The sequence below is a fragment of the Bradyrhizobium sp. 23 genome, assembly GCF_023073295.1.
Classification (GTDB): domain Bacteria; phylum Pseudomonadota; class Alphaproteobacteria; order Rhizobiales; family Xanthobacteraceae; genus Bradyrhizobium; species Bradyrhizobium canariense_D.
Map to the genome: position 1 here is coordinate 39,845 of NZ_JADPJF010000148.1, position 19,281 is coordinate 59,125.

The window sequence follows — 19,281 nt, forward strand, 5'->3', positions numbered from 1 at the left end:
GAGAGGCTGAACAGGCCGGCCTCGAATGGCGTGAGGTCGAGGATCGACTTGTCGACCAGGAACAAATCGGCCTCGAGATAATACACCACCACCATCAGCGCGAAGCCGGACAGCCAGGTGGTGTAGGCCTCCCATTTGAACCAGGTCAGCTCGTCCGGCATCTGCGCGGGCGCGACCAGATATTTCATGATCCGGTAGAAGCCGCCGCCATGGACCTGCCAGGCCTCGCCCTGGACGCCCTCCGGCAGCTTGCTGTCAGGCCTGAGGCTGAGGTCGAGGGCGATGAAATAGAAGGAACTGCCGATCCAGGCAATCGCGGCGACCACGTGCAGCCAGCGGAGCAGCAGGCTCGCCCATTCCGATATGATGGATCCCCACATGATCACCCCAACGGATGCGACTCCAATGCCGCAGCTTCATGACCGCTACCGGCGGTGCCGCCCTTACAATGTGTCGCACCGATCAGCCGCATTTTCCAGTACGATGGGCTGCGGCTGATGCACATCGTGCGGGCATGAGCTGACGTGGGATTCGGCAGGCATTTGACCTGTCGCAGAACGTTTGCGCGTCGATCGGCGTTGATGCGCAATACGTGAAGGCCGGGAGGAAACGATTTGAAGAACAGGATTTCATTCGCGGCGATGTCCGCGGGATGGCTGGCCGCGGTCGCGACCTGCGCACAGGCTGAGGCGGTGCTGCAAGGCAAGGACGCCTACGGCGATTGGCAGGCCGACAAGCCCGGCACGGTCAGGTTGATCCGGCCGCAGGATCTGGTCAGGCCCGGCGCCACGCGGTCGGTTGCGAGTTCGTCGCGCGTGGTGCCGCGCCCGTCGGAGGGGGCGCTTCAGGTACCGGCCGGCTTCAAGATCGAGCTGTTCGCCGAGGGCCTGCGCGCCCCGCGCATCGTGCGCGTGGCGCCGAACGGCGATGTCTACGTCGCCGAGACGCGCGCGGGCAACGTCCGCGTGTTGCGCGCCGGCGAAGGCGGCAAGGCCGCGACCAACGAGGTGTTCGCTGCCGGACTGCGGCAGCCGTTCGGCATCGCCTTCTTCCCAAACGGCGACAATCCGCAGTGGGTCTATGTGGCCAACACCGACAGCGTCGTCCGCTTTCCCTACCAGGCCGGCGATCTCAAGGCGCGCGGCAAGGCGGAGACGATCGTGGCAAGCCTGCCCCACGACGGCGGTCATTCCACCCGCGACATCATCTTTACGCCCGACAACAAGCGCATGCTGGTGTCGGTCGGCTCGCTCAGCAACGTCGCCGAGGGCATGGGCACGCCGCCGGGTGGCGTGGAAGCCTGGTCGAAAGCGCAACCGCTCGGTGCGGCCTGGGCCAGCGAGACCGAACGCGCCACCGTGCTCGCCTTCACCCCCGAAGGCAAGGAGCGGAAGATCTACGCCAGCGGCATCCGCAACTGCGTCGGACTTGCGATCCAGCCGCAGACCGGGCTGCCCTGGTGCTCGACCAACGAACGCGACGGGCTCGGCGACGATCTCGTGCCTGACTACGTCACCAGCGTGAAGGAAGGCGCGTTCTACGGCTGGCCGTGGTTCTATATCGGCGGCAACGAAGACCCGCGTCACGCCGGAGCGCGGCCGGACCTCAAGGGCAAGGTGACGGTGCCCGATGTGCTGGTGCAGCCGCACTCGGCCTCGCTCGGCATGGCCTTCTATCAGGGGACGCAGTTTCCGTCAGAGTATCAGGGCGATGCTTTCGCGGCCGAGCACGGCTCCTGGAACCGGTCGAAGCGCACCGGCTACAAGGTGATCCGCATCCGGATGAAGGACGGCAAGCCGACCGGCGAGTACGAGGATTTCGTCACGGGGTTTGTGGTGAGCGATACCGAGGTGTGGGGGCGGCCGGTCGGTGTGGCCGTGGCAAAGGACGGGGCGCTGCTGGTGTCGGAGGACGGCAACGGGACGATCTGGCGGGTGACAAGCGTGCCGCGATGAAGGTGTACCCTCGCCCCTTGCGGGAGAGGGTGGCTCGCCGCGCAGCGGCGGGACGAGTGAGGTTCTATCGGCGAACTCCTCTGCGTGTGCGGAGAGAAACCCCTCATCCGGCGCCTCGCGCCACCTTCTCCCGCAAGGGGAGAAGGAAGAGCAGCGTGCTTAGGATGTCTACCCCCGTCTCACACTCGCTCCGCCATCCACCGGCAACGTCACACCGGTGATGAAATTCGCCTCGTCCGAGGCCAGGAACAGCGCGGCATTCGCGACGTCCCACCCCGTGCCCATCTTCTTGCGCAGCGGCACCTTGCTGTCGCGCTCGGCTTCGACTTCGGCGCGGGTCTTGTGCCATTCGCGGGCCCGGGTGTCGACGGCCATCGGCGTGTTCATCAGGCCCGGCAGGATGACGTTGGCGCGGATGCCGTATTCCGCATTCTGGTAGGCGAGCTGTTCGGTGAAGGCGATCATCGCCGATTTCGTCGCCTTGTAGGCGACGTAAGGGTAGGTGGTGATCGCCGCCATCGAGGAGATGTTGATGATCACGCCGCTTCCTTGCGCGCGCATGATCGGGATCACCTCTTTCGCCGCCAGAATGCAGCTCTTCAGATTGATCGCGACGACGCGGTCGAACGCCTCCTCGGTGATTTGCAGCAGCTCGGCGTCGCCGCCGGACAGGCTGACGCCCACATTGTTGTGCAGCACGTCGATCCGGCCCCAGCGCGCCTGTGCCTCCGCGACCATTGCCTTGATGTCGGCAGACTTTGTGACGTCGGCCCTGAACGCCGCTGCCGTGCCATGCTGCGCGGCGATCATGGCGGCGGTTTCCTGCGCTGATTCCAGATGATGATCGACGCACAACACCTTGGCGCCCTCGCGCGCGAAGGTCAGCGCCGTGGCGCGGCCGTTGCCCATGCCTTCGCCCGGGCTCTGCCCGGCGCCCACAACGACCGCAACCTTGTCCTTCAAGCGCATGTTAGTTCACTCCCGGAATCGGGTACTGCTGGAGTACCTCTTTGTAATATGGCTCGTTGTCGATCTTCATGGTGGCGAGCACGCGCACCACGCCGCAATAGAAGGCGATGGTCAGCACGAGGTCGACCATATGTTCGTCCGAGAGGTGCTGCTTGATCTCTGCAAAGGTCCCGTCCGAGATCGCGAGTTCGCGTACCATCTCGCGGGCACCTTTCAGCATCGCCTTGGCCTGTGGCTCGAGCGTCGAGGGCTTGCTCTCGGTCTCAGCCATCAGGCCGGCGATGTCATCATCGGTGACGCCGAACTCCCTGCCGATCTTCACGTGATGAGTGAACTCGTATTCCGACTTCTCCATCCAGCCGACCTGGAGGATCGCAAGCTCCCGCAGGCGCGGATCGAGCTTGCTCTTGAAGCGGATGTAGCCGCCGATGCCGTTGAAGGCGCGCGCCATATCCGGCGAATTGATCAGCAGCTTGTGCAGATTGGTGTTGCGCTTGAGCATGTCGCGATATTCGGGCGCGACCTGGTCGGCCTCGAGATAGGGCAGGCGAGCCATCCCTGATGTTCCTTTCAGTGTTCTTGTGATTCACGTTCGGGGGCTTGTAGCGTCACGCCGCCGTCGACCACCAGCACCTGGCCGGTGATGTAGCGCGCAAAATTGCTGAGCAGGAATTTGACGGCATGGCCGACGTCCCAGCCGGTGCCTTCCGTTTTCAGCAAGGATGCCTTTTCCCGCTGGACGCGAGCCTGCTCACTCATGCCGCGGGCATAGACCATCGGCGTGTACATCGGCCCGGGACAGATGCAGTTGACGCGGATGTTCTCGCGGCCGTGATCGACCGCCATCGCGCGGGTGAGACCGATGATGGCGGCCTTCGAGGTCGTATAGCTCGTGAGCCCGCGTGGCCGCAGCGCCGAGATCGAGGAGATGTTGACGATCGCACCGCCCTGCGCGGTCCGGATCATCGCAGGGATCGCGTGCTTGGAGAGCAGGAACATGCTCTCGACATTGACCTGCATGACGCGGCGATATTGCTCGGGCGCTTCGTCGACCACGCTGCCGCGGCTCCCGATGCCGACATTGTTGTCGAGGAAATCGAGCCGGCCCCAGCGGTCGAGCGCGGCTTCGACCAGTGTCTTGCAATCGCTCTCCCTGGTGACGTCACCGCCATGCGCCGCGGCCGTGCCGCCTTCGGCCTGCGATCATGTCCACGGTGCGTTCGGCGAGCTTGAGATCGCGATCGGCCACCAGCACTTTGGCGCCGGCGCGAGCCAGTAGAATTGCGGCGGCGCGGCCGTTGCCTATGCCGTCGCCCGCAGCGCCCCCGCCGCTGACCAGCGCCACCTTGCCGGCGAGACCGGGATCGTCCTCGGGCCCCTGCATGTCGTTTCATCCCAAATATTTTCGTGCAGTCTAGCAATCGCGCGGAGCGGCGAGAAGGGCCGGCTCCCGCTTTCATGTCATTGACATCGCATGGAATTGCATGCCGCCGCGCGAGAAGGGCGAACGATCGACCCGCGCCGTTAGGAACCGACCTCACGCAATCGCGTTTGTTGCGGAGCCTTTCCCGCGCTAGGCTCTGTCCCGGGGCTTCCCAAACGCCAGTGGCTTGCCGATGAATCTGCTCGATCCACAAGGGCCTGTGGCTGCGGCCAACAGCACCATCCTGGTCGATTCCGTCTTCATCATGCTCGCGATCGTGGTGCCGACCATTTTCGCGATTTTGGCCTTTGCGTTCTGGTTTCGCGCCTCGAATCCCAAAGCAAAGTTTCAGCCCGACTTCGTCTATTCCGGGCGGGTGGAGATGGTGGTGTGGGCGATCCCCGCGCTCACCGTGATCCTGCTCGGCGGCGTCGCCTGGATCGGCTCGCACCAGCTCGATCCCGCGGCACCCGTGCCCGGCACCGGCAGCCCGGTTCGCATCCAGGCCGTCTCGCTCGATTGGAAATGGCTCTTCATCTATCCGGACCAGCGCATCGCCACCGTCAATACGCTGACGGTGCCGGCAGGCGCCGAGCTGAATTTCCAGCTGACGTCCTCGAGCGTGATGAACACCTTCTTCATCCCGCAGCTCGGCAGCATGATCTACACCATGAACGGCATGGTGACGAAGCTGAACCTACGCGCCGACAACGAAGGCAAGCTGCAGGGACTGTCGGCGCATTTTTCCGGCGACGGATTTCCGGACATGATGTTCGACGTCAACGTGGTCTCGCCGCTCGCCTTTCCGGACTGGGTCGCGACCACGGCGAAGAGCGATGCTGTCCTCAATGAGGACAGCTACAAGAAGCTGATGCAGCAGGGCGTCGAAAAGGGCAGGCCAAGCTACAGGCTCGACGATCCCCGACTGTTCGACCTGATCGCGACCCAGCACATTCCGCCGGGACCGGGGCCGGAGCTCGCATCCGAAGCAGGCCGGTCGCACAGTGGAGGCCATGATGCTCGGTAAGCTCGATTGGTCGGCCATTCCGTTCGATCAGCCGATACCGCTGATCGCAGGCGCCGTGGTGTTGGTCGGGATTCTCGGCGTGCTGGCCTGGGTCGTGGTGAAGGGGCATCTGCCCTATCTCTGGCACGAGTGGATCACCAGCGTCGACCACAAGCGGATCGGCGTGATGTACATCCTGCTGGCCTCGGTGATGCTGCTGCGCGGCGGCAGCGACGCCATCATGATGCGGATTCAGCAGGCGGTCGCCTACCAGTCGCAAGGCTATCTGCCGCCGGAGCACTACAACCAGATATTCTCCGCGCACGGCACCATCATGATCTTTTTCGTGGCGATGCCGTTCGTGATCGGACTGATGAATCTCATCGTGCCGCTCCAGCTTGGCGTACGAGATGTCGCTTTCCCGACGCTCAATTCGGTCGGCTTCTGGCTGACCGCGACCGGTGCGCTGCTGGTCAATCTCTCGCTCGTGATCGGCGAGTTCGCCCGCACCGGCTGGCTCGCCTTTCCGCCGCTGTCGGAACTGTCCTACTCGCCGGGCGTCGGCGTCGATTATTACGCATGGTCGCTGCAGATCTCCGGCGTCGGCACGTTGGTGGCCGGCATCAATCTCGTGACGACGGTGCTGAAGCTGCGCACCAAAGGCATGAACTATCTGCGCATGCCGATGTTCTGCTGGACCACACTGGCCTCGAACCTCCTGATCGTCGCGGCTTTCCCGATTTTGACCGCCACCCTCGCGATGCTGCTGCTCGACCGCTATCTCGGCTTCCACTTCTTTACCAATGAGGCCGGCGGCAATGTCATGATGTTCATGAACCTGATCTGGGCCTGGGGGCATCCCGAGGTCTACATCCTAGTTCTGCCGGCCTTCGGCATCTTCTCCGAGGTGGTCTCGACCTTCTCCGGCAAGGCGCTGTTTGGCTATCGCTCGATGGTGCTGGCGACCATGGCGATCTGCGTCATCTCCTTCATGGTCTGGCTGCATCACTTCTTCACGATGGGAGCGGGTCCCGACGTCAACGCTATCTTCGGCATTGCCAGCATGATCATCGCGATACCGACGGGAGTGAAGATCTACAACTGGCTGTTCACGATGTATGGCGGACGCATCCGCTTCGAGACGCCGATGCTGTGGTCGATAGGCTTCATGGTCACCTTCATCATCGGCGGATTGACGGGCGTGCTGGTCGCGGTGCCGCCGGCCGATTTCATTCTCCACAACAGCATGTTTCTGGTCGCGCACTTCCACAACGTCATCATCGGCGGCGTGCTGTTCGGCGCCTTCGCCGGCTTCGAGTACTGGTTCCCGAAGGCGTTCGGCTTTCGCCTCAACGACCGCTGGGGCAAGCTCGCATTCTGGTTCACTTTCCTCGGCTTCTACGTCACCTTCATCCCGCTCTACGTCGCCGGCATGCTGGGCATGACGCGGCGCATGCAGCACTATGACGTCGCGGCGTGGCGGCCATGGATGCTGGTTGCAGCGGTCGGCATGGCCGTGCTGACGATCGGCGTGATCTGCCAGATCGTGCAGCTCGTGGTCAGCATCCGCAACCGCGAGGCCCTGCGCGACCGCACTGGCGATCCCTGGGACGGCCGCTCGCTGGAATGGGCGACGTCGTCGCCGCCACCCGTTTTCAACTTCGCTTTCAATCCCGATGTGCGCGGCGAGGATGCCTATTGGGACATGAAGGCTCATGCCAAGCAGCAATCGCTCGATCATGATGCGCCCGAGTATCATGACATCGAGATGCCCAGGAACTCGCCGACCGGGTTCGTCTGCGCGTTCTTCGCCACCGTCATGGGCTTTGCGCTGATCTGGCACATCTGGTGGATGGTGATTTTGGGCGGTATCGGAGCGTTCGCGACATTCGTCGTGTTCGCCTGGCGCGACCATGACGAATACGTCATTCCGGCCGAGGAGGTCGCGGCGGTAGACCGCGTCAACCTCGAGGAGCGGCGCAGCCTCGTCAGCATGGCGGGGACAGTCTGATGTCAATGACCGCGACCGCCGGCCGTGCGCACGCCGATCCCCATCACATCGGCCTCGTTATCGAGCATCCCGGGCCGGCGCCGAAGCGCATCGTGACCGCCTATGGCTTCTGGATCTTCCTGCTCTCCGACATCGTGATGTTCTCCTGCTTCTTTGCGGCCTACGCGGTGCTGGCCGACCAGACCGCCGGCGGCCCGAAGGGTTCGGAGATATTCGAGCCGCGAAACGTCGCGATCGAGACGGTCTGCCTGCTGCTGTCAAGCTTCACGTGTGGCATGGCGAGCATCGCGGCCGATGTGCGCAACCGGCTGTGGTTCTATCTCGGGATGGCCGTGACGTGTTTGCTCGGCCTCATCTTTCTGGTCATTGAGTTTCGCGAATTCGCTGATCTCGTTGCCCGCGGCTATGGCCCATCGCGCAGCGCTTTCCTGACCTCGTTCTTCTCCCTCGTCGGCTGCCATGGCCTCCACGTCTCCGCCGGCATATTGTGGCTCCTCACCATGATGGCCCAGGTCTTCGCAAAGGGTTTTCGTGCCGATGTCTTGCGCCGGATGATGTGCTTTGCGCTGTTCTGGCACGCGCTCGACATCGTCTGGGTCGGGGTATTCTCCGTCGTCTATTTGCTTGGGAGTGGCGTATGAGCGATCAGACGCATATGCCGGCCGGCCATGATCTTGCGCCGGGCGATGAGGAGCAACACAGTGTCGGGACGCGCATCCTCGGCTACGTGGTCGGTCTTGTTCTCGCGTTGCTGCTGACGGCGACGTCATTCTTCATCGCCGGCACGGATCTGGTCTGGCAGCCTTCGATTCCCGTCGCGCTGATCGTGCTGGCGATCGCGCAGATGGGCGTGCACCTCGTGTTCTTCCTGCACATCACCACCGGCCCCGATAATACCAACAACGTGCTGGCGCTCGCTTTCGGGCTGCTGGTGGTGTTCCTGGTGGTCGGTGGCACCGTCTGGATCATGGCGCATCTGAATGCGAACATGCCGGCCATGGATCAGATCATGCCAATGCGCCACTAGCGCGTTGTGCAAAAAGGAAGAGCCGCTTGTTGTGACAAGCGGCCCAAGTCTAGGGAGGAAACGCCCGAGCAAAGCAATCGGGCCGGAGCCGGATTGCCGCCAAGGAAACGCTCGCGCAAAGCGCTCGCGTACGCTTACAAATGCAGCAACTCCCGATAGAGTTCAATTCCGGATGAATACTGTCTCCGGCTGCCGCTCACGGCTGCGTGATGAGCTTCGCTATTTTGGCCGCCGGCAATTGTAGGCCTTGCGGAAGCCCGCAGCCTGGGCGTCGTCCTCAGAGCAGAACCAACGGTCCGGCTTGGTGGTCGCTGGGTAGCTCGGACAGCCTCGTAAATGGTAGATGCCGATATTGCCGGTCACGCGCGCGCGCACCGCAAGCTTGCCCTTGATGCCACAGCTCGGCGGCATCGTCAGATCCTCGGGAAACAACACCGCGCGAATCTCCTTGTCGCGGTCGGCGCGGCAGGCGGCGCCCAGGAGCGCGCCGTCCTTCTTGCCGGTGCGGAATTCTTGCGGTGCAACAAAGCAGCCCTTCCAAATTCCGGCCGAGGTTGATTTCGCGTCGGCGGCGGCCGACTTGACGTTCGCCTTGGCCGGCTCGCGAGCAATGGCATAGCCGAGCTTGACGAGCTGCTCGTTCAAGCTGGTCTTGTCGCCCTCGGCCGTGCAGATCGCGCGGTGCCGCTTGCCAAAACTCTTTTCCGGTCCGACATCGTCGCAACGCACCGATCGCTTGCCAATCAGCTTGGCGAGCTGGTCGCGGGCCTCGATGCCGCAGGTCGAGGGATCGGCGTGATCGTCGATGCAGACCTGATCCAGCTCGGGTGCGTCGATGCCGTCGAGGCGGTAGGTGACGTCGCCGAGCTGAATGGCGTTGCCGTCGCGGACCGTCGCGGTGGCCGTCAACGCGGAGCCGGGGCCGGTGGTGCCCAGAAATCCGGACAGGGCGAGAAAGCAAACGAACGCAAAAGCGCGGGCGCTGGCAAAGGATTTTCGGAAGGACATAAGGTCTCGCTATCGATGGCTCGTGCGCCTTGTTCCTAGCATCCGGATGTGGCGATACCAATGGTCTGCGCCCCGCGAAGTGCGACATTCCGGCCCCGCGGCTTTACTCGGCCGCAGCTCTGATCCTATCGTTCGCCGGCCTCGCGGAGCGGAGGCCGAATCGCCCGGGAAGCGGCGAAGGGAGGAAAAATTTGCGATGAATGACCCCGTGGACGTCCTGATCATCGGCGCCGGCGCTTCAGGCGCGGCGGTGGCGTGGTCGCTGGCCGAGACCAAAATGCATATTCTCTGCCTGGAGCAGGGCGGCTGGATGAACCCGGCGGAATATCCCAGCACGGGCCGGGACTGGGAGGCCAAGTTCTACGGCGAGTGGTCGTCAAGCCCCAACGTCCGCGGCCGGCCCGAGGACTATCCGATCAACGACGACAATTCGCCGATCAAGGTCGTCAACTACAATGCGGTCGGTGGCTCGACGGTGATGTACACCGCGCACTGGCCGCGGTTGCATCCCTCCGATTTCAAGGTGAGGACGTTCGACGGCGTCGCCGAAGACTGGCCGATCGAATACGAGGCGCTGACCCCGTTCTTCGAAGAGAACGACCGGATGATGGGCACGTCCGGCCTGTCGGGCGACCCGCTCTCGCCGCTGACGCATCCGCCGATGCCGCCACAGCCGATGGGATTGTCGGGTGCGATCATCGGCAAGACCATGAACAAGCTTGGCTGGCACTGGTGGCCGTCGGATACGACGGTCGCGACCATGGACTACGAGGGCCGCGCGCGCTGCATCAATCTCGGCCATTGCACGCCGGCCTGCGCGCAAGGCGCCAAATCCTCGACCGACATCACCTATTGGCCGCACGCGGTCCGCGCCGGCGTCGAGCTGCGGACTCACTGCCGTGTGCGCGAGATTACCACCGACGAGAGCGGCATGGCCACCGGCGTGGTCTATTACGACAAGGACGGCGTCGAGCAGTTTCAGCCGGCGCATGTCGTTATCGTCGCCTGCAACGGAGTCGGCACGCCGCGGCTGCTGCTGAATTCGGCATCGAACCGCTTTCCGAACGGGCTTGCCAATTCGTCCGGCCTCGTCGGCAAGAACCTGATGTTCCATCCCTATGCGCAGATCTACGGCTATGTGAAGGAGCCGACCGATAGCAACCGCGCGCCGCCGACCTGCCTGTGGAGCAAGGAATGGTATGACACGGACCTGTCGCGCGGCTTCGTGCGCGGCTATGGCGTTCAGTTCGTGCGCGGCGCGGGGCCGGTGTTCGAGGCTGTCGTCAGCGAGCAGAAGGGCATTCTGCCGTGGGGCGCCGATCATCACCGCGTCTTCCGCAAGCTCAACGGCCACCGGATCGGGTTTTCCGCGATCTGCGAGGACCTGCCGGAGGAGCATAACCAGGTCACGCTCGATCCGGTCTTGAAGGACAGCCACGGCATTCCCGCGCCGAAGATCGACTACACGATCAGCGAGAACAGCCGGAAGATGATGGAGCATGCGCTGGCGCGCGGGCGGGAGATTCTCGAAACCGCGGGGGCGAGCGACATCTGCGTCAACTCGCCGATCCCGTGGGGCGGCTGGCACCTGCTCGGCTCGGCACGCATGGGCACCGACCCCGAACGCTCCGTCGTCAACGAATGGGGCCGCTCGCACGATGTGAAGAACCTCTTCATCGTTGACGGCAGCATCTTCGTCACCTCAGGAGGCGTGAACCCAACGTCCACCATCCAGGCCCTCGCGCTCTACATCGCCGACCAGATGAAGCAGCGCCTCGCCAATCTCTTCGACTGAGGCCATCATGTCCGCAGACAACCAACTGACACGCGCCCAGCGCGACGACCTCCGAGCCATCGCCGCGATGATCGTTCCCGCCAGCGAAGAGTACAAGGTGCCCGGCGCCGACGATCCCGCGATCCAGGCTGACATGCTGGCGACGTTGGGACGGGACAGCAAACTGGTGGTGGCGGCGCTCGACCATCTGGCGCGGCTTGCTGGCCAACCGTTGGCCGAGCTCGATGCTGCCAGGCGCGATGCGGTGGCGCAGGAGTTTCGCAGGCATGGCGGCCCGGCTGCCGCGACGCTCGTCCGTGTGGTGCTGCAATGCTACTACCGCGACGACCGTGTGCTGGGCTCGCTCGGGATCGAGCCGCGCGCACCTTTTCCCAAGGGCCATGTGCTGCCGGATGGCGACTGGTCGCTGCTCGACCCGGTCAAGGCAAGGGCCGGCACGCTGCGACGGGCGCCCTAGCCACCTGGGCAGTCCAGCCTTGCGCCTTGGACGGGTCCCTTGCGCCTCACGGAGCAGGCCACCATCTGTGTGAGCCCCAAGGACTCTTGCCATGTTGGATTTTACCTCAGATATCGCCGATGACGGATCGTCATCGCGAGCGACAGCGGCTGTCCCGGGCAACGACCGGGCCCTGCTGGACGCCTATTCCAATGCCGTGATCGACGTGACCGACCGCGTTGGTCCCGCCGTCGTGCGCGTCGAGACCGGACCAAAAGTGCCGAACGGCCGCGAGCGCGGCGGGCTCGGCTCGGGCATCGTGATCTCGCCGGACGGGCTCGTGCTCACCAATAGCCACGTGGTCGGCTCGTCGAAGGAGATCCGGCTGCGCGACGTCGAGGGCCATGTCGGCGACGCCCGGGTGCTCGGCGTCGATCCCGACACTGATCTTGCGCTGCTTCGCGCCAATGGCGTGAGGAACTTGCCCTATGCGGCGCTCGGCAACTCCAAGACCTTGCGGCGGGGCCAGCTCGTGATCGCGATCGGCAATCCGCTCGGCTTTGAATCGACCGTCACCGCCGGCGTGGTCTCGGCGCTCGGGCGTTCGATCCGCTCGGTCAGTGGCGCACCATCGAGGACGTGATCCAGACCGACGCTGCGCTCAACCCCGGCAATTCCGGTGGCCCGCTGGTATCGTCGAATGCCGAGGTGATCGGCATCAACACCGCCATCATTAACGGCGCGCAAGGCATCTGCTTTGCGGTCGCCAGCAACACCGCGCAATTCGTGCTGTCGGAGATCATCCGCCACGGCTATGTCCGCCGCGCCTATATCGGCGTGGCCGGCCAGACCGCGCCGATCCCGCGGCGGCACGCGGTGCTGGCGGGGGTCGAGAACAAGATGGGCGCGCTGCTGGCTCAGATCGAGCCGGACGGGCCGGCCGCGAAGGCGGGCCTGTTGTCAGGCGATGTCGTGATCGGCCTCGACGGCGTCGAGATCAACGGCGTCGACGATCTGATCCGTGTGCTCGATCGCGACCGGATCGGCCGGCGGCTGGCGATGGACGTGCTCCGGCTCGGCCGCCTGCGGGCGTTCGACATCGACCCGGTCGAGCGCAAGCCGGCGCGCTAGCGTGTGGGCGCCGAAGCGAGGTATGACGGTGTCATGCCTCGCTTCGGGAACCCCGCCGCATGATGCCGGCGCATGAGACCTACGACGTCATTGTCGTCGGCGCCGGCGCGGGTGGCATGACGGCCGCGGCCGTCGCCGCCGCCGAAGGCCTGCGCGTGCTGGTGATCGAGAAGACCGCTTTCGTCGGCGGCACCACCGCATGGTCTGATGGCATGGTCTGGATCCCCGCCAATGCCAAAATGAAAGAGGCGGGGCTCTCCGATAGCATCACGGACGCCGTGCAATATTTGTCGAGCACAGTGCCCGAGCCCGCCAATGCCGGTCTCCGCGCCGCTTTCCTCGCGCGCGGACCGGAGGCGGTCGCCTATCTCGAAGCCAACACGCAAGTTCGCCTCCAGCCGGTGAAAGCCTGTCCGGACTATTATCCGGAGCGGCTGGGCGCGACGCCGGGTGGGCGCGTGCTCGAGCCGGTCGTCTTCGACGGCACGCGGCTGGGCGCGCATTTCGCGCGGCTGCGCGCGCCGCTGCCGGAGTTCACGTTGTTCGGCGGGATGATGATCAACCGCCTCGACATCCCGCATCTGCGGCGGGTCGGAAAATCGCTGCGCTCGGCTGTTCGCGCGGCGCGGCTGGTCTCGGAGTATGCGTGGCAGCGCCTGCGCAGCCCGCGCGGCACAACGCTGCATCTCGGCAACGCGCTCGCCGCGCGGCTGTATGCCTCGCTGCTGGCCCGGCAGGTCGAGATCCTCTTTGGTGTGGTGCTGGCGACCGGCGGCTTTTCGCACGACGCAACCTTGCGCAAGCGCTTCTTCCCACCCGCTGCCGGATTCATCTCGGCGACCCACCCGTCCGCCACGGGTGACGGGCTCCGCCTCGCGACTGTAACCGGCGCAGCGCTCAATACGGATGCGACGAGCCCGGCCTATTGGGTGCCGGCCTCGCTGTTCCGGCGTGCCGATGGAAGCCGTGGTGTTTTCCCGCATACAGCGACCGACCGCGCCAAGCCCGGCGTGATCGCGGTCAATGCGGCCGGCCGGCGCTTCGCCAACGAGGCGCTGTCCTACCACGAGTTCGTGCTCGCGATGCTGCGTGACGGTGACGGCGAATCGGACCGGCCGTTCTCTGATCTGCGACCGTCCGTTCCTGTGGAGTTACGGCCTAGGCCGCATCAAGCCGTTCACCCGCAATATCAGACGCTATGTGGCGAGCGGCGAGTTGGTCGAGGCCGCTGATATCGCGCAGGTCGCAGCGAAGATCGGCATCAAGCCGTCGATACTCGCGGCGACGATCGCAAACTACAATTCCGATGCGAAGGACGGTCGCGATCCCGAGTTCGGTCGCGGCAGCACCATCTCTCAGCGACACCTTGGTGATATCAGCCACAAGCCGAACCCTTGCGTCGCGCCCATCCTCTACGCGCCGTTCTTTGCGATGCGGATTTATCCGGCCGATCTCGGCACGGCGATCGGCATGAAGGTGGATGCCCAGGCGCGGTATTGCGCGAGGACGGCACGCCGGTTGCGGGCCTCTACGCCTGCGGCAACGACATGGGCTCGATCATGAACGGCAATTGTCCCGGGCCGGGGATCGCGTTGGGACCGGCACTGACGTTCGGGTACATCGCAGGAAGGCATCTGGCGGAGGGGAGTGTGGCCGGGGCGAGTGCGGCCACAGCGTTGGTCTAGCCATTTCCACCGCTGTCATGCCCCGCGACCCGGCTACGCCAAGGCTTCGCCGAGGTCGAAGTCTGGGCGCGCCGAAGCTTTAGCGTAGGCGGCAGGCGGGGCATCCAGTACGCCGCAGCCCATCGGACTAATCACAACCGCCTCGGAGTACTGGATCGCCCGCCTTTGCGGGCGATGACACCGAGAATGTAGCGCCAGTCTACCGCTACTCCGCAGCCGCAGCAAAGCGGCTGTTCTCCAGTTCTGCTTCCAGCCGCGCCTTCTCCGCCGCCGCCAGTTTGATGTTGGCTTCCTTGACATGCCCGAAGCCGCGGATCGTCTCCGGCAGCCGCGCGAGCCTCGTCAGCAGCGGGATCTGCTCCGCTTTCAGCCCGGCGATGCGCTGATCGATCATGTCGAAATAATCCGCGACCAGCTTCCGCTCGGTGCGGCGCTCCTCGGTGCGGCCGAACGGGTCGAACGCGCCGCCACGCAGGAACTTCAGCCCGGCGAGGAGGCGGAAGGCGTGAATCATCCAGCCGCCGAATTCCTTCTTCTGGAGGTGTCCCGTCGTCTTGTCGCGCTGCGCGAAGATCGGCGGGGCCAGATAGAACTTCAGCTTGAAGTCGCCGTCGAATTTCTCCGAGACTTTCTTGGAGAAGCTGCCATCGGTGTAAAGCCGCGCGACTTCGTATTCGTCCTTATAGGACATCAGCTTGAACAGGTTTTTCGCGACAGCCTCGGTCAGCTCCGTGCTAGCAGGCGAGGTTGCTGCTTCCGCCTTGCGCACCTTGGCGACGGCGGCGAGGTAGCGATCGGCGTAGGCCCTGTCCTGATAGCCGGTCAAAAACTCCGCGCGCGTTGCGATAATGTCGTCGAGCGACTTTGTCGGCGCGGAGGTTCGGCTCCTGAATTGCAGCACGCTCCGCACCCGCGACATGTCGTGGGCGGCGAGGCGTCCCCAGGTGAAGGCGAGCTTGTTCATTTCGATCGCGGCGCCGTTGATCTCGATGGCGCGAAGCAGCGCTTCCAGCGACAGCGGGATTGCGCCCTTCTGGAAGGCGAAGCCGAGCATGAAGGGATTTGTCGCGATCGAATCGCCCATCAGTGCCGAGGCAATGCCGGTGGCATCGATGATGTCGAGGTTCTTGTCGCCGACGGCGTCGCGCAGCACGGTCTGCATCGTCCCCATCTCGAAATCGAGGTCGGGGTTTTGCACGAAGCTCGCGGTCGGCTGCAGGTCGGCGTTGATATACGCTTTCGTCGTTCCGCGCTCGGCGCGACTGAGCGCGGAGGGACCGGCCGAGACGATCATGTCGCAGCCGAGGATGACGTCGGCGCCGCCCGTCGTGATCCGGACCGCGGAGATGTCTTCCGGCTTCGCGGCGATGCGCACATGGCTCATCACCGCGCCGTTCTTCTGCGACAGGCCGGTGAAGTCCAGCGCCGAGCAGCCGCGGCCGTCGACATGGGCGGCCATGCCGAGCAGCGCGCCGATGGTGATGACGCCGGTGCCGCCGATGCCGGTGACGAGGATGTTGTAGGATGCGTCCAGCTCACGCGCGGGTGGCAGCGGCAGGTCGGCAAACAACTGGCCTGAATCCACCGCCGAGGTCTTGATCCGCTTGAGCGTGCCGCCGTGCACGGTGACGAAGCTCGGGCAAAAACCCTCGACGCAGGAGAAGTCCTTGTTGCAGTTCGACTGGTCGATCTGGCGCTTGCGGCCGAACTCGGTCTCCAGCGGCTGCACCGAGACGCAGTTCGACGCTTGCGAGCAATCGCCGCAACCTTCGCAGACGAGCTCGTTGATGAAAGCGCGCTTGGCGGGATCCGGATAGAGCCCGCGCTTGCGGCGGCGGCGCTTTTCCGCGGCGCAGGTCTGGTCGTAGATCACGACCGTAAGACCCTGGATGTCGCGCAGCTCGCGCTGCACGGCGTCGAGCTCGCGGCGATGATGGACGGTCGCGCCTTGCGGGAAGTAGTTGGTGTCAGGGTATTTGGTCGGATCGTCCGAGACGATCGCGAGCCGTTTGACGCCCTCGGCCCAGACCTGATGCGCGATCTGGGCGACGTTGAAGCCGCCCTCGGCCGGCTGGCCGCCGGTCATCGCGACGGCGTCGTTGTAGAGGATCTTGTAGGTGATGCTGATGCCGGCGGCCGATGCCGCGCGAAGGGCGAGCAGCCCGGAATGGGTGTAGGTGCCGTCGCCGAGATTCTGGAAAATGTGCTGCTCGGTCGTGAAGGGCGCTTGTCCTATCCAGTTCACGCCCTCGGCGCCCATATGCGAGATCAGATCGGTGCGGCGCGTCGGCATGCTCAGAGCCATGCCGTGGCAACCGATGCCGGCCATGGCTCGGCTTCCCTCGGGCACGCGCGTGGAGGTGTTGTGCGGGCAACCCGAGCAGAAGAACGGCGTGCGCGCGAGCTTGATTTGCCCGGAGGCCGGAACAGGAGTGTCGAAGGCCTCGAGCCGGGCGAGGCGCTGCTCCAGCACTGGGCTGTGGTGGCCGAGCTTGCGCAGCCGCGCCACCAGTGCGGATGCAACGATGGTCGGCGTCAGCTCGCCCTCGCTCGGCAATAGCGGCGCGCCGCGTTCGTCGCGCTTCCCGGTAACGGTTGGGCGCCTGGACGCATCGATATTGTAGAGGATGCGCATCAGCTGGTCTTCGATGAAACCGCGCTTCTCCTCGACCACCAGCACGTCCTGAAGCCCTTCGGCGAAGCGCTTGGCCCCGCTTTCTTCCAGCGGCCAGGTCATCGCGACCTTGTAGATGCGCAGGCCAAGGTCCTCCGCGTCCTTGTCGGAAATGCCCAGATCGGCCAGCGCCTGCCGCAGATCAAGATAAGCCTTACCGGTCGCGACGATGCCGAGCCGTGCCGGCCTGGAGTCGAGCACGATGCGGTCGAGCTGGTTGGCGCGCGCAAAGGCCTGCACCGCCGCCATCTTCGGGCCGAACAGGCGCCTCTCTGCGTCCAGCGGCGGATCGGGCCAGCGGATGTTGAGGCCGCCGGGCGGCATCTCGAAATCGTCGGGGAGCTTAATCTGGATGCGTTCGGGATCACTGTAGATCGAGGCCGAACTCTCCACGGTTTCGCTGATCGCCTTGAAGCCGACCCAGCAGCCGGAGAAGCGCGACAGCGCAAAACCGTAAAGGCCGAGGTCGAGATAATCCTGCAGCGTCGCCGGGTTGATCACGGGGATCAGCGCCGCTGCGAAGACCTGCTCGCTCTGGTGTGCCAGTGTCGAGGATTGGCAGCCATGGTCGTCGCCAGCAAGCGCGAGTACGCCGCCATTCAGCGAGGTGCCGGCGGCATTCGCATGCTTGAGCGCGTCAACCGAGCGATCGACGCCGGGCCCCTTGCCGTACCAGATGCCGAACACGCCATCGACCTTGGCGCCGGGAAACAGGCCGACCTGCTGGCTGCCCCAGACGGCGGTCGCCGCTAGGTCCTCATTAAGGCCGGGGACGAAGGCAATGTCGTGCTGCTGGAGGTATGACTTCGCGCGCCACAGCGCGTGGTCGTACATGCCGAGCGGGGAGCCGCGATAGCCCGAGATGAAGCCGCCGGTGTTGAGGCCCTGAAGTCGATCGCGTTCGCGCTGCAACATGGGCAACCGGACCAGCGCCTGCGTGCCGGACAGGAAGATCCGCTTCGATTCGAGCCGGTATTTGTCGTCCAGCTCGACCTGCATCAGCGTCATTTCGGAAGTCCTCGTCTCTTGGTCGGCTCTTATTCGACTTGGGGTTTGCGCTGCGGGAGGGAGGAGCGGCTGCGCGACGCGAATTGTGACAGTCAAGGGCATGCACAGGCGAAGTCAATATCGCTGGCCGCATCCGTGGCGCTCCTGCTAGTCATGGCTTGCTTGCGGAGGACACCATGACGGCACAAGTGTTCGATACCGAGATCACGGAGACCGACGGCGCTCTGATCGGGCCGTGGCGTCAGCCGCGTCAGATGCTGCAATCCCAAACCTACGACGCGCACGCCTCGATCCACGACGACGCCACCGCGCAGAAGCTCGGCTTCAAGGGCGGCACCATCGAGGGCCCGACCCATTTCAGCCAGTTTGCTCCGCTCGGCGCGCGTTTGTGGGGACAGGTCTGGTTCGAGAGCGGCTGTCTCTCCGCGCATTACCGCAGCGTCTGTTACGAAGGCGAGGAGGTGCAGGCGATCCTGTCGAAGCCGCTGCCCGGCACCAGCCAGTGCCAGATCCAGATGGTCAAACGTGACGGCACCGAGGTGCTGCGTGGCACGGCCTTGGTCGGAGAACCGCAGGCCGCAACCGCGCTGGAGGCGCGTCTTGGCGAACTCAAGCCGCTCACTGATCCCGTGATCCTGCGCGACGTGAAGGTGGCGCAGACGAGCCGGCGCCAGGCGGTGCGGATGGCGTTCGACCAGATCATGGGCGAGCTCTATCCGTTCTCGCTGCGGCAGAAGCTCGCCGTCATCACCGAGACCTCGCCGTATTATTCAGGCGCCGGCAATCCTTCTGCGAATCCGTGGGGCAGGGCGATCATCCCGATGGAGATGCTGAGCGTGCTGTTCCAGTACCGCTCCAAGGACGATCCTCTCCCGGCCAAGGGCCCGGCCGTCGGCCTGTTCGCCGACCAGGAGATCAGGCTGGTGAAGGGCCCGCTGTTTGTGGACGAGGACTACGAAGTCGAGCGCGAGGTCGTCGCGCTCTCCGGCAGCCGACGCACCGAGAGCGCCTGGGTGAAGACGCGCGTGTTCGACAAGACGAATTCGGTGGTGGCGACCATGCTGCTGAACATGGCGACGCTGAAGGATTCTTACGCGCCGTATGAGGAAGAATATCGACGGCTGTACGGAGATACTGCCCGGTAGAAGCGAGC

Annotated in this window: 14 protein-coding genes and 3 pseudogenes; 10 read left to right on the forward strand and 7 right to left on the reverse strand. The window is 64.5% G+C overall.

Going from position 1 to position 19,281, the window contains the following annotated elements:
• The coding region (locus IVB32_RS33505; protein ID WP_247412805.1) for a urate hydroxylase PuuD at positions 1 to 380 on the reverse strand (380 nt) is incomplete at its 3' end.
• Between the two features lie 234 nt (positions 381 to 614).
• Between IVB32_RS33505 and IVB32_RS33510 the strand changes: the two genes are divergently transcribed.
• Positions 615 to 1,955 (forward strand): sorbosone dehydrogenase family protein, encoded by a 1,341-nt coding sequence (locus tag IVB32_RS33510; RefSeq protein ID WP_247367100.1) that lies wholly within the window; start codon positions 615 to 617, stop codon positions 1,953 to 1,955.
• Between the two features lie 168 nt (positions 1,956 to 2,123).
• Here IVB32_RS33510 and IVB32_RS33515 read toward each other — a convergent pair whose 3' ends face one another.
• The 4 genes and pseudogenes from IVB32_RS33515 to IVB32_RS33530 form a co-directional block, all read right to left on the reverse strand.
• Positions 2,124 to 2,924, reverse strand: coding sequence for an SDR family NAD(P)-dependent oxidoreductase (locus IVB32_RS33515; RefSeq protein WP_085352069.1), 801 nt, complete (start codon positions 2,922 to 2,924; stop codon positions 2,124 to 2,126).
• A gap of 1 nt (position 2,925) precedes the next feature.
• Positions 2,926 to 3,480 carry a carboxymuconolactone decarboxylase family protein gene (locus IVB32_RS33520; protein WP_247367099.1) on the reverse strand — a complete coding sequence of 185 codons (555 nt, stop codon included), beginning with the start codon at positions 3,478 to 3,480 and terminating at the stop codon, positions 2,926 to 2,928.
• A 14-nt stretch (positions 3,481 to 3,494) separates the two neighbouring features.
• Positions 3,495 to 4,061, reverse strand: a pseudogene (locus IVB32_RS33525) (SDR family oxidoreductase); the annotation flags it as partial.
• A 25-nt stretch (positions 4,062 to 4,086) separates the two neighbouring features.
• Entirely contained in the window at positions 4,087 to 4,308 is a 222-nt protein-coding gene (locus tag IVB32_RS33530; protein ID WP_247412806.1) for a hypothetical protein, read from the reverse strand.
• A 232-nt stretch (positions 4,309 to 4,540) separates the two neighbouring features.
• Here IVB32_RS33530 and IVB32_RS33535 point away from each other — a divergent pair, with 232 nt between their 5' ends.
• The 4 genes from IVB32_RS33535 to cyoD are packed head-to-tail and all read left to right on the forward strand — an operon-like array spanning position 4,541 to position 8,391.
• The gene (locus IVB32_RS33535; protein WP_018457175.1) at positions 4,541 to 5,374 is read left to right on the forward strand and encodes a ubiquinol oxidase polypeptide II; all 834 of its coding nucleotides are present in this window, start codon (positions 4,541 to 4,543) and stop codon (positions 5,372 to 5,374) included.
• Positions 5,364 to 7,364, forward strand: a complete 2,001-nt coding sequence (gene cyoB, locus IVB32_RS33540; protein WP_247367242.1) for a cytochrome o ubiquinol oxidase subunit I — start codon at positions 5,364 to 5,366, stop codon at positions 7,362 to 7,364. The genes IVB32_RS33535 and cyoB overlap by 11 nt, the downstream gene beginning before the upstream one ends.
• Positions 7,364 to 8,005, forward strand: coding sequence for a cytochrome (ubi)quinol oxidase subunit III (locus IVB32_RS33545; RefSeq protein ID WP_018457173.1), 642 nt, complete (start codon positions 7,364 to 7,366; stop codon positions 8,003 to 8,005). The genes cyoB and IVB32_RS33545 overlap by 1 nt, the downstream gene beginning before the upstream one ends.
• The gene (cyoD, locus tag IVB32_RS33550; RefSeq protein WP_247367096.1) at positions 8,002 to 8,391 is read left to right on the forward strand and encodes a cytochrome o ubiquinol oxidase subunit IV; all 390 of its coding nucleotides are present in this window, start codon (positions 8,002 to 8,004) and stop codon (positions 8,389 to 8,391) included. The genes IVB32_RS33545 and cyoD overlap by 4 nt, the downstream gene beginning before the upstream one ends.
• A 219-nt stretch (positions 8,392 to 8,610) precedes the next feature.
• On the opposite strand, the gene IVB32_RS33555 is transcribed toward cyoD, so the two are convergent.
• Positions 8,611 to 9,399, reverse strand: coding sequence for a thermonuclease family protein (locus tag IVB32_RS33555; protein WP_247367094.1), 789 nt, complete (start codon positions 9,397 to 9,399; stop codon positions 8,611 to 8,613).
• A gap of 196 nt (positions 9,400 to 9,595) precedes the next feature.
• Here IVB32_RS33555 and IVB32_RS33560 point away from each other — a divergent pair, with 196 nt between their 5' ends.
• The 4 genes and pseudogenes from IVB32_RS33560 (at position 9,596) to IVB32_RS33575 (ending at position 14,446) form a co-directional block, all read left to right on the forward strand.
• Positions 9,596 to 11,194, forward strand: coding sequence for a GMC family oxidoreductase (locus IVB32_RS33560; RefSeq protein WP_247367093.1), 1,599 nt, complete (start codon positions 9,596 to 9,598; stop codon positions 11,192 to 11,194).
• Positions 11,195 to 11,201: 7 nt separating this feature from the next.
• Entirely contained in the window at positions 11,202 to 11,651 is a 450-nt protein-coding gene (locus tag IVB32_RS33565) for a hypothetical protein (protein WP_018457169.1), read from the forward strand.
• Between the two features lie 91 nt (positions 11,652 to 11,742).
• Positions 11,743 to 12,761, forward strand: a pseudogene (locus tag IVB32_RS33570) (trypsin-like peptidase domain-containing protein).
• 59 nt (positions 12,762 to 12,820) lie between these two features.
• A pseudogene (locus IVB32_RS33575) lies at positions 12,821 to 14,446 on the forward strand (FAD-binding protein).
• 205 nt (positions 14,447 to 14,651) lie between these two features.
• Here IVB32_RS33575 and IVB32_RS33580 read toward each other — a convergent pair.
• Positions 14,652 to 18,128: an indolepyruvate ferredoxin oxidoreductase family protein gene (locus IVB32_RS33580; RefSeq protein WP_247363501.1), complete on the reverse strand. Its 3,477-nt coding sequence runs from the start codon at positions 18,126 to 18,128 to the stop codon at positions 14,652 to 14,654.
• Between the two features lie 176 nt (positions 18,129 to 18,304).
• Here IVB32_RS33580 and IVB32_RS33585 point away from each other — a divergent pair, with 176 nt between their 5' ends.
• Complete coding sequence (locus IVB32_RS33585; RefSeq protein ID WP_247367091.1) at positions 18,305 to 19,273, forward strand: hypothetical protein; 969 nt, start codon at positions 18,305 to 18,307, stop codon at positions 19,271 to 19,273.
• Positions 19,274 to 19,281 lie beyond the last annotated feature (8 nt).

Bases quoted from the DNA above. Each gene is read 5' to 3' on its own strand.
- IVB32_RS33520 (WP_247367099.1), bottom strand. From the start codon at position 3,480: ATGGCTCGCCTGCCCTATCTCGAGGCCGACCAGGTCGCGCCCGAATAT.
- IVB32_RS33585 (WP_247367091.1), top strand. From the start codon at position 18,305: ATGACGGCACAAGTGTTCGATACCGAGATCACGGAGACCGACGGCGCT.
- IVB32_RS33530 (WP_247412806.1), bottom strand. From the start codon at position 4,308: ATGCAGGGGCCCGAGGACGATCCCGGTCTCGCCGGCAAGGTGGCGCTG.
- cyoB (WP_247367242.1), top strand. From the start codon at position 5,364: ATGCTCGGTAAGCTCGATTGGTCGGCCATTCCGTTCGATCAGCCGATA.
- IVB32_RS33580 (WP_247363501.1), bottom strand. From the start codon at position 18,128: ATGACGCTGATGCAGGTCGAGCTGGACGACAAATACCGGCTCGAATCG.
- IVB32_RS33515 (WP_085352069.1), bottom strand. From the start codon at position 2,924: ATGCGCTTGAAGGACAAGGTTGCGGTCGTTGTGGGCGCCGGGCAGAGC.
- IVB32_RS33535 (WP_018457175.1), top strand. From the start codon at position 4,541: ATGAATCTGCTCGATCCACAAGGGCCTGTGGCTGCGGCCAACAGCACC.
- cyoD (WP_247367096.1), top strand. From the start codon at position 8,002: ATGAGCGATCAGACGCATATGCCGGCCGGCCATGATCTTGCGCCGGGC.
- IVB32_RS33545 (WP_018457173.1), top strand. From the start codon at position 7,364: ATGTCAATGACCGCGACCGCCGGCCGTGCGCACGCCGATCCCCATCAC.
- IVB32_RS33555 (WP_247367094.1), bottom strand. From the start codon at position 9,399: ATGTCCTTCCGAAAATCCTTTGCCAGCGCCCGCGCTTTTGCGTTCGTT.
- IVB32_RS33565 (WP_018457169.1), top strand. From the start codon at position 11,202: ATGTCCGCAGACAACCAACTGACACGCGCCCAGCGCGACGACCTCCGA.
- IVB32_RS33560 (WP_247367093.1), top strand. From the start codon at position 9,596: ATGAATGACCCCGTGGACGTCCTGATCATCGGCGCCGGCGCTTCAGGC.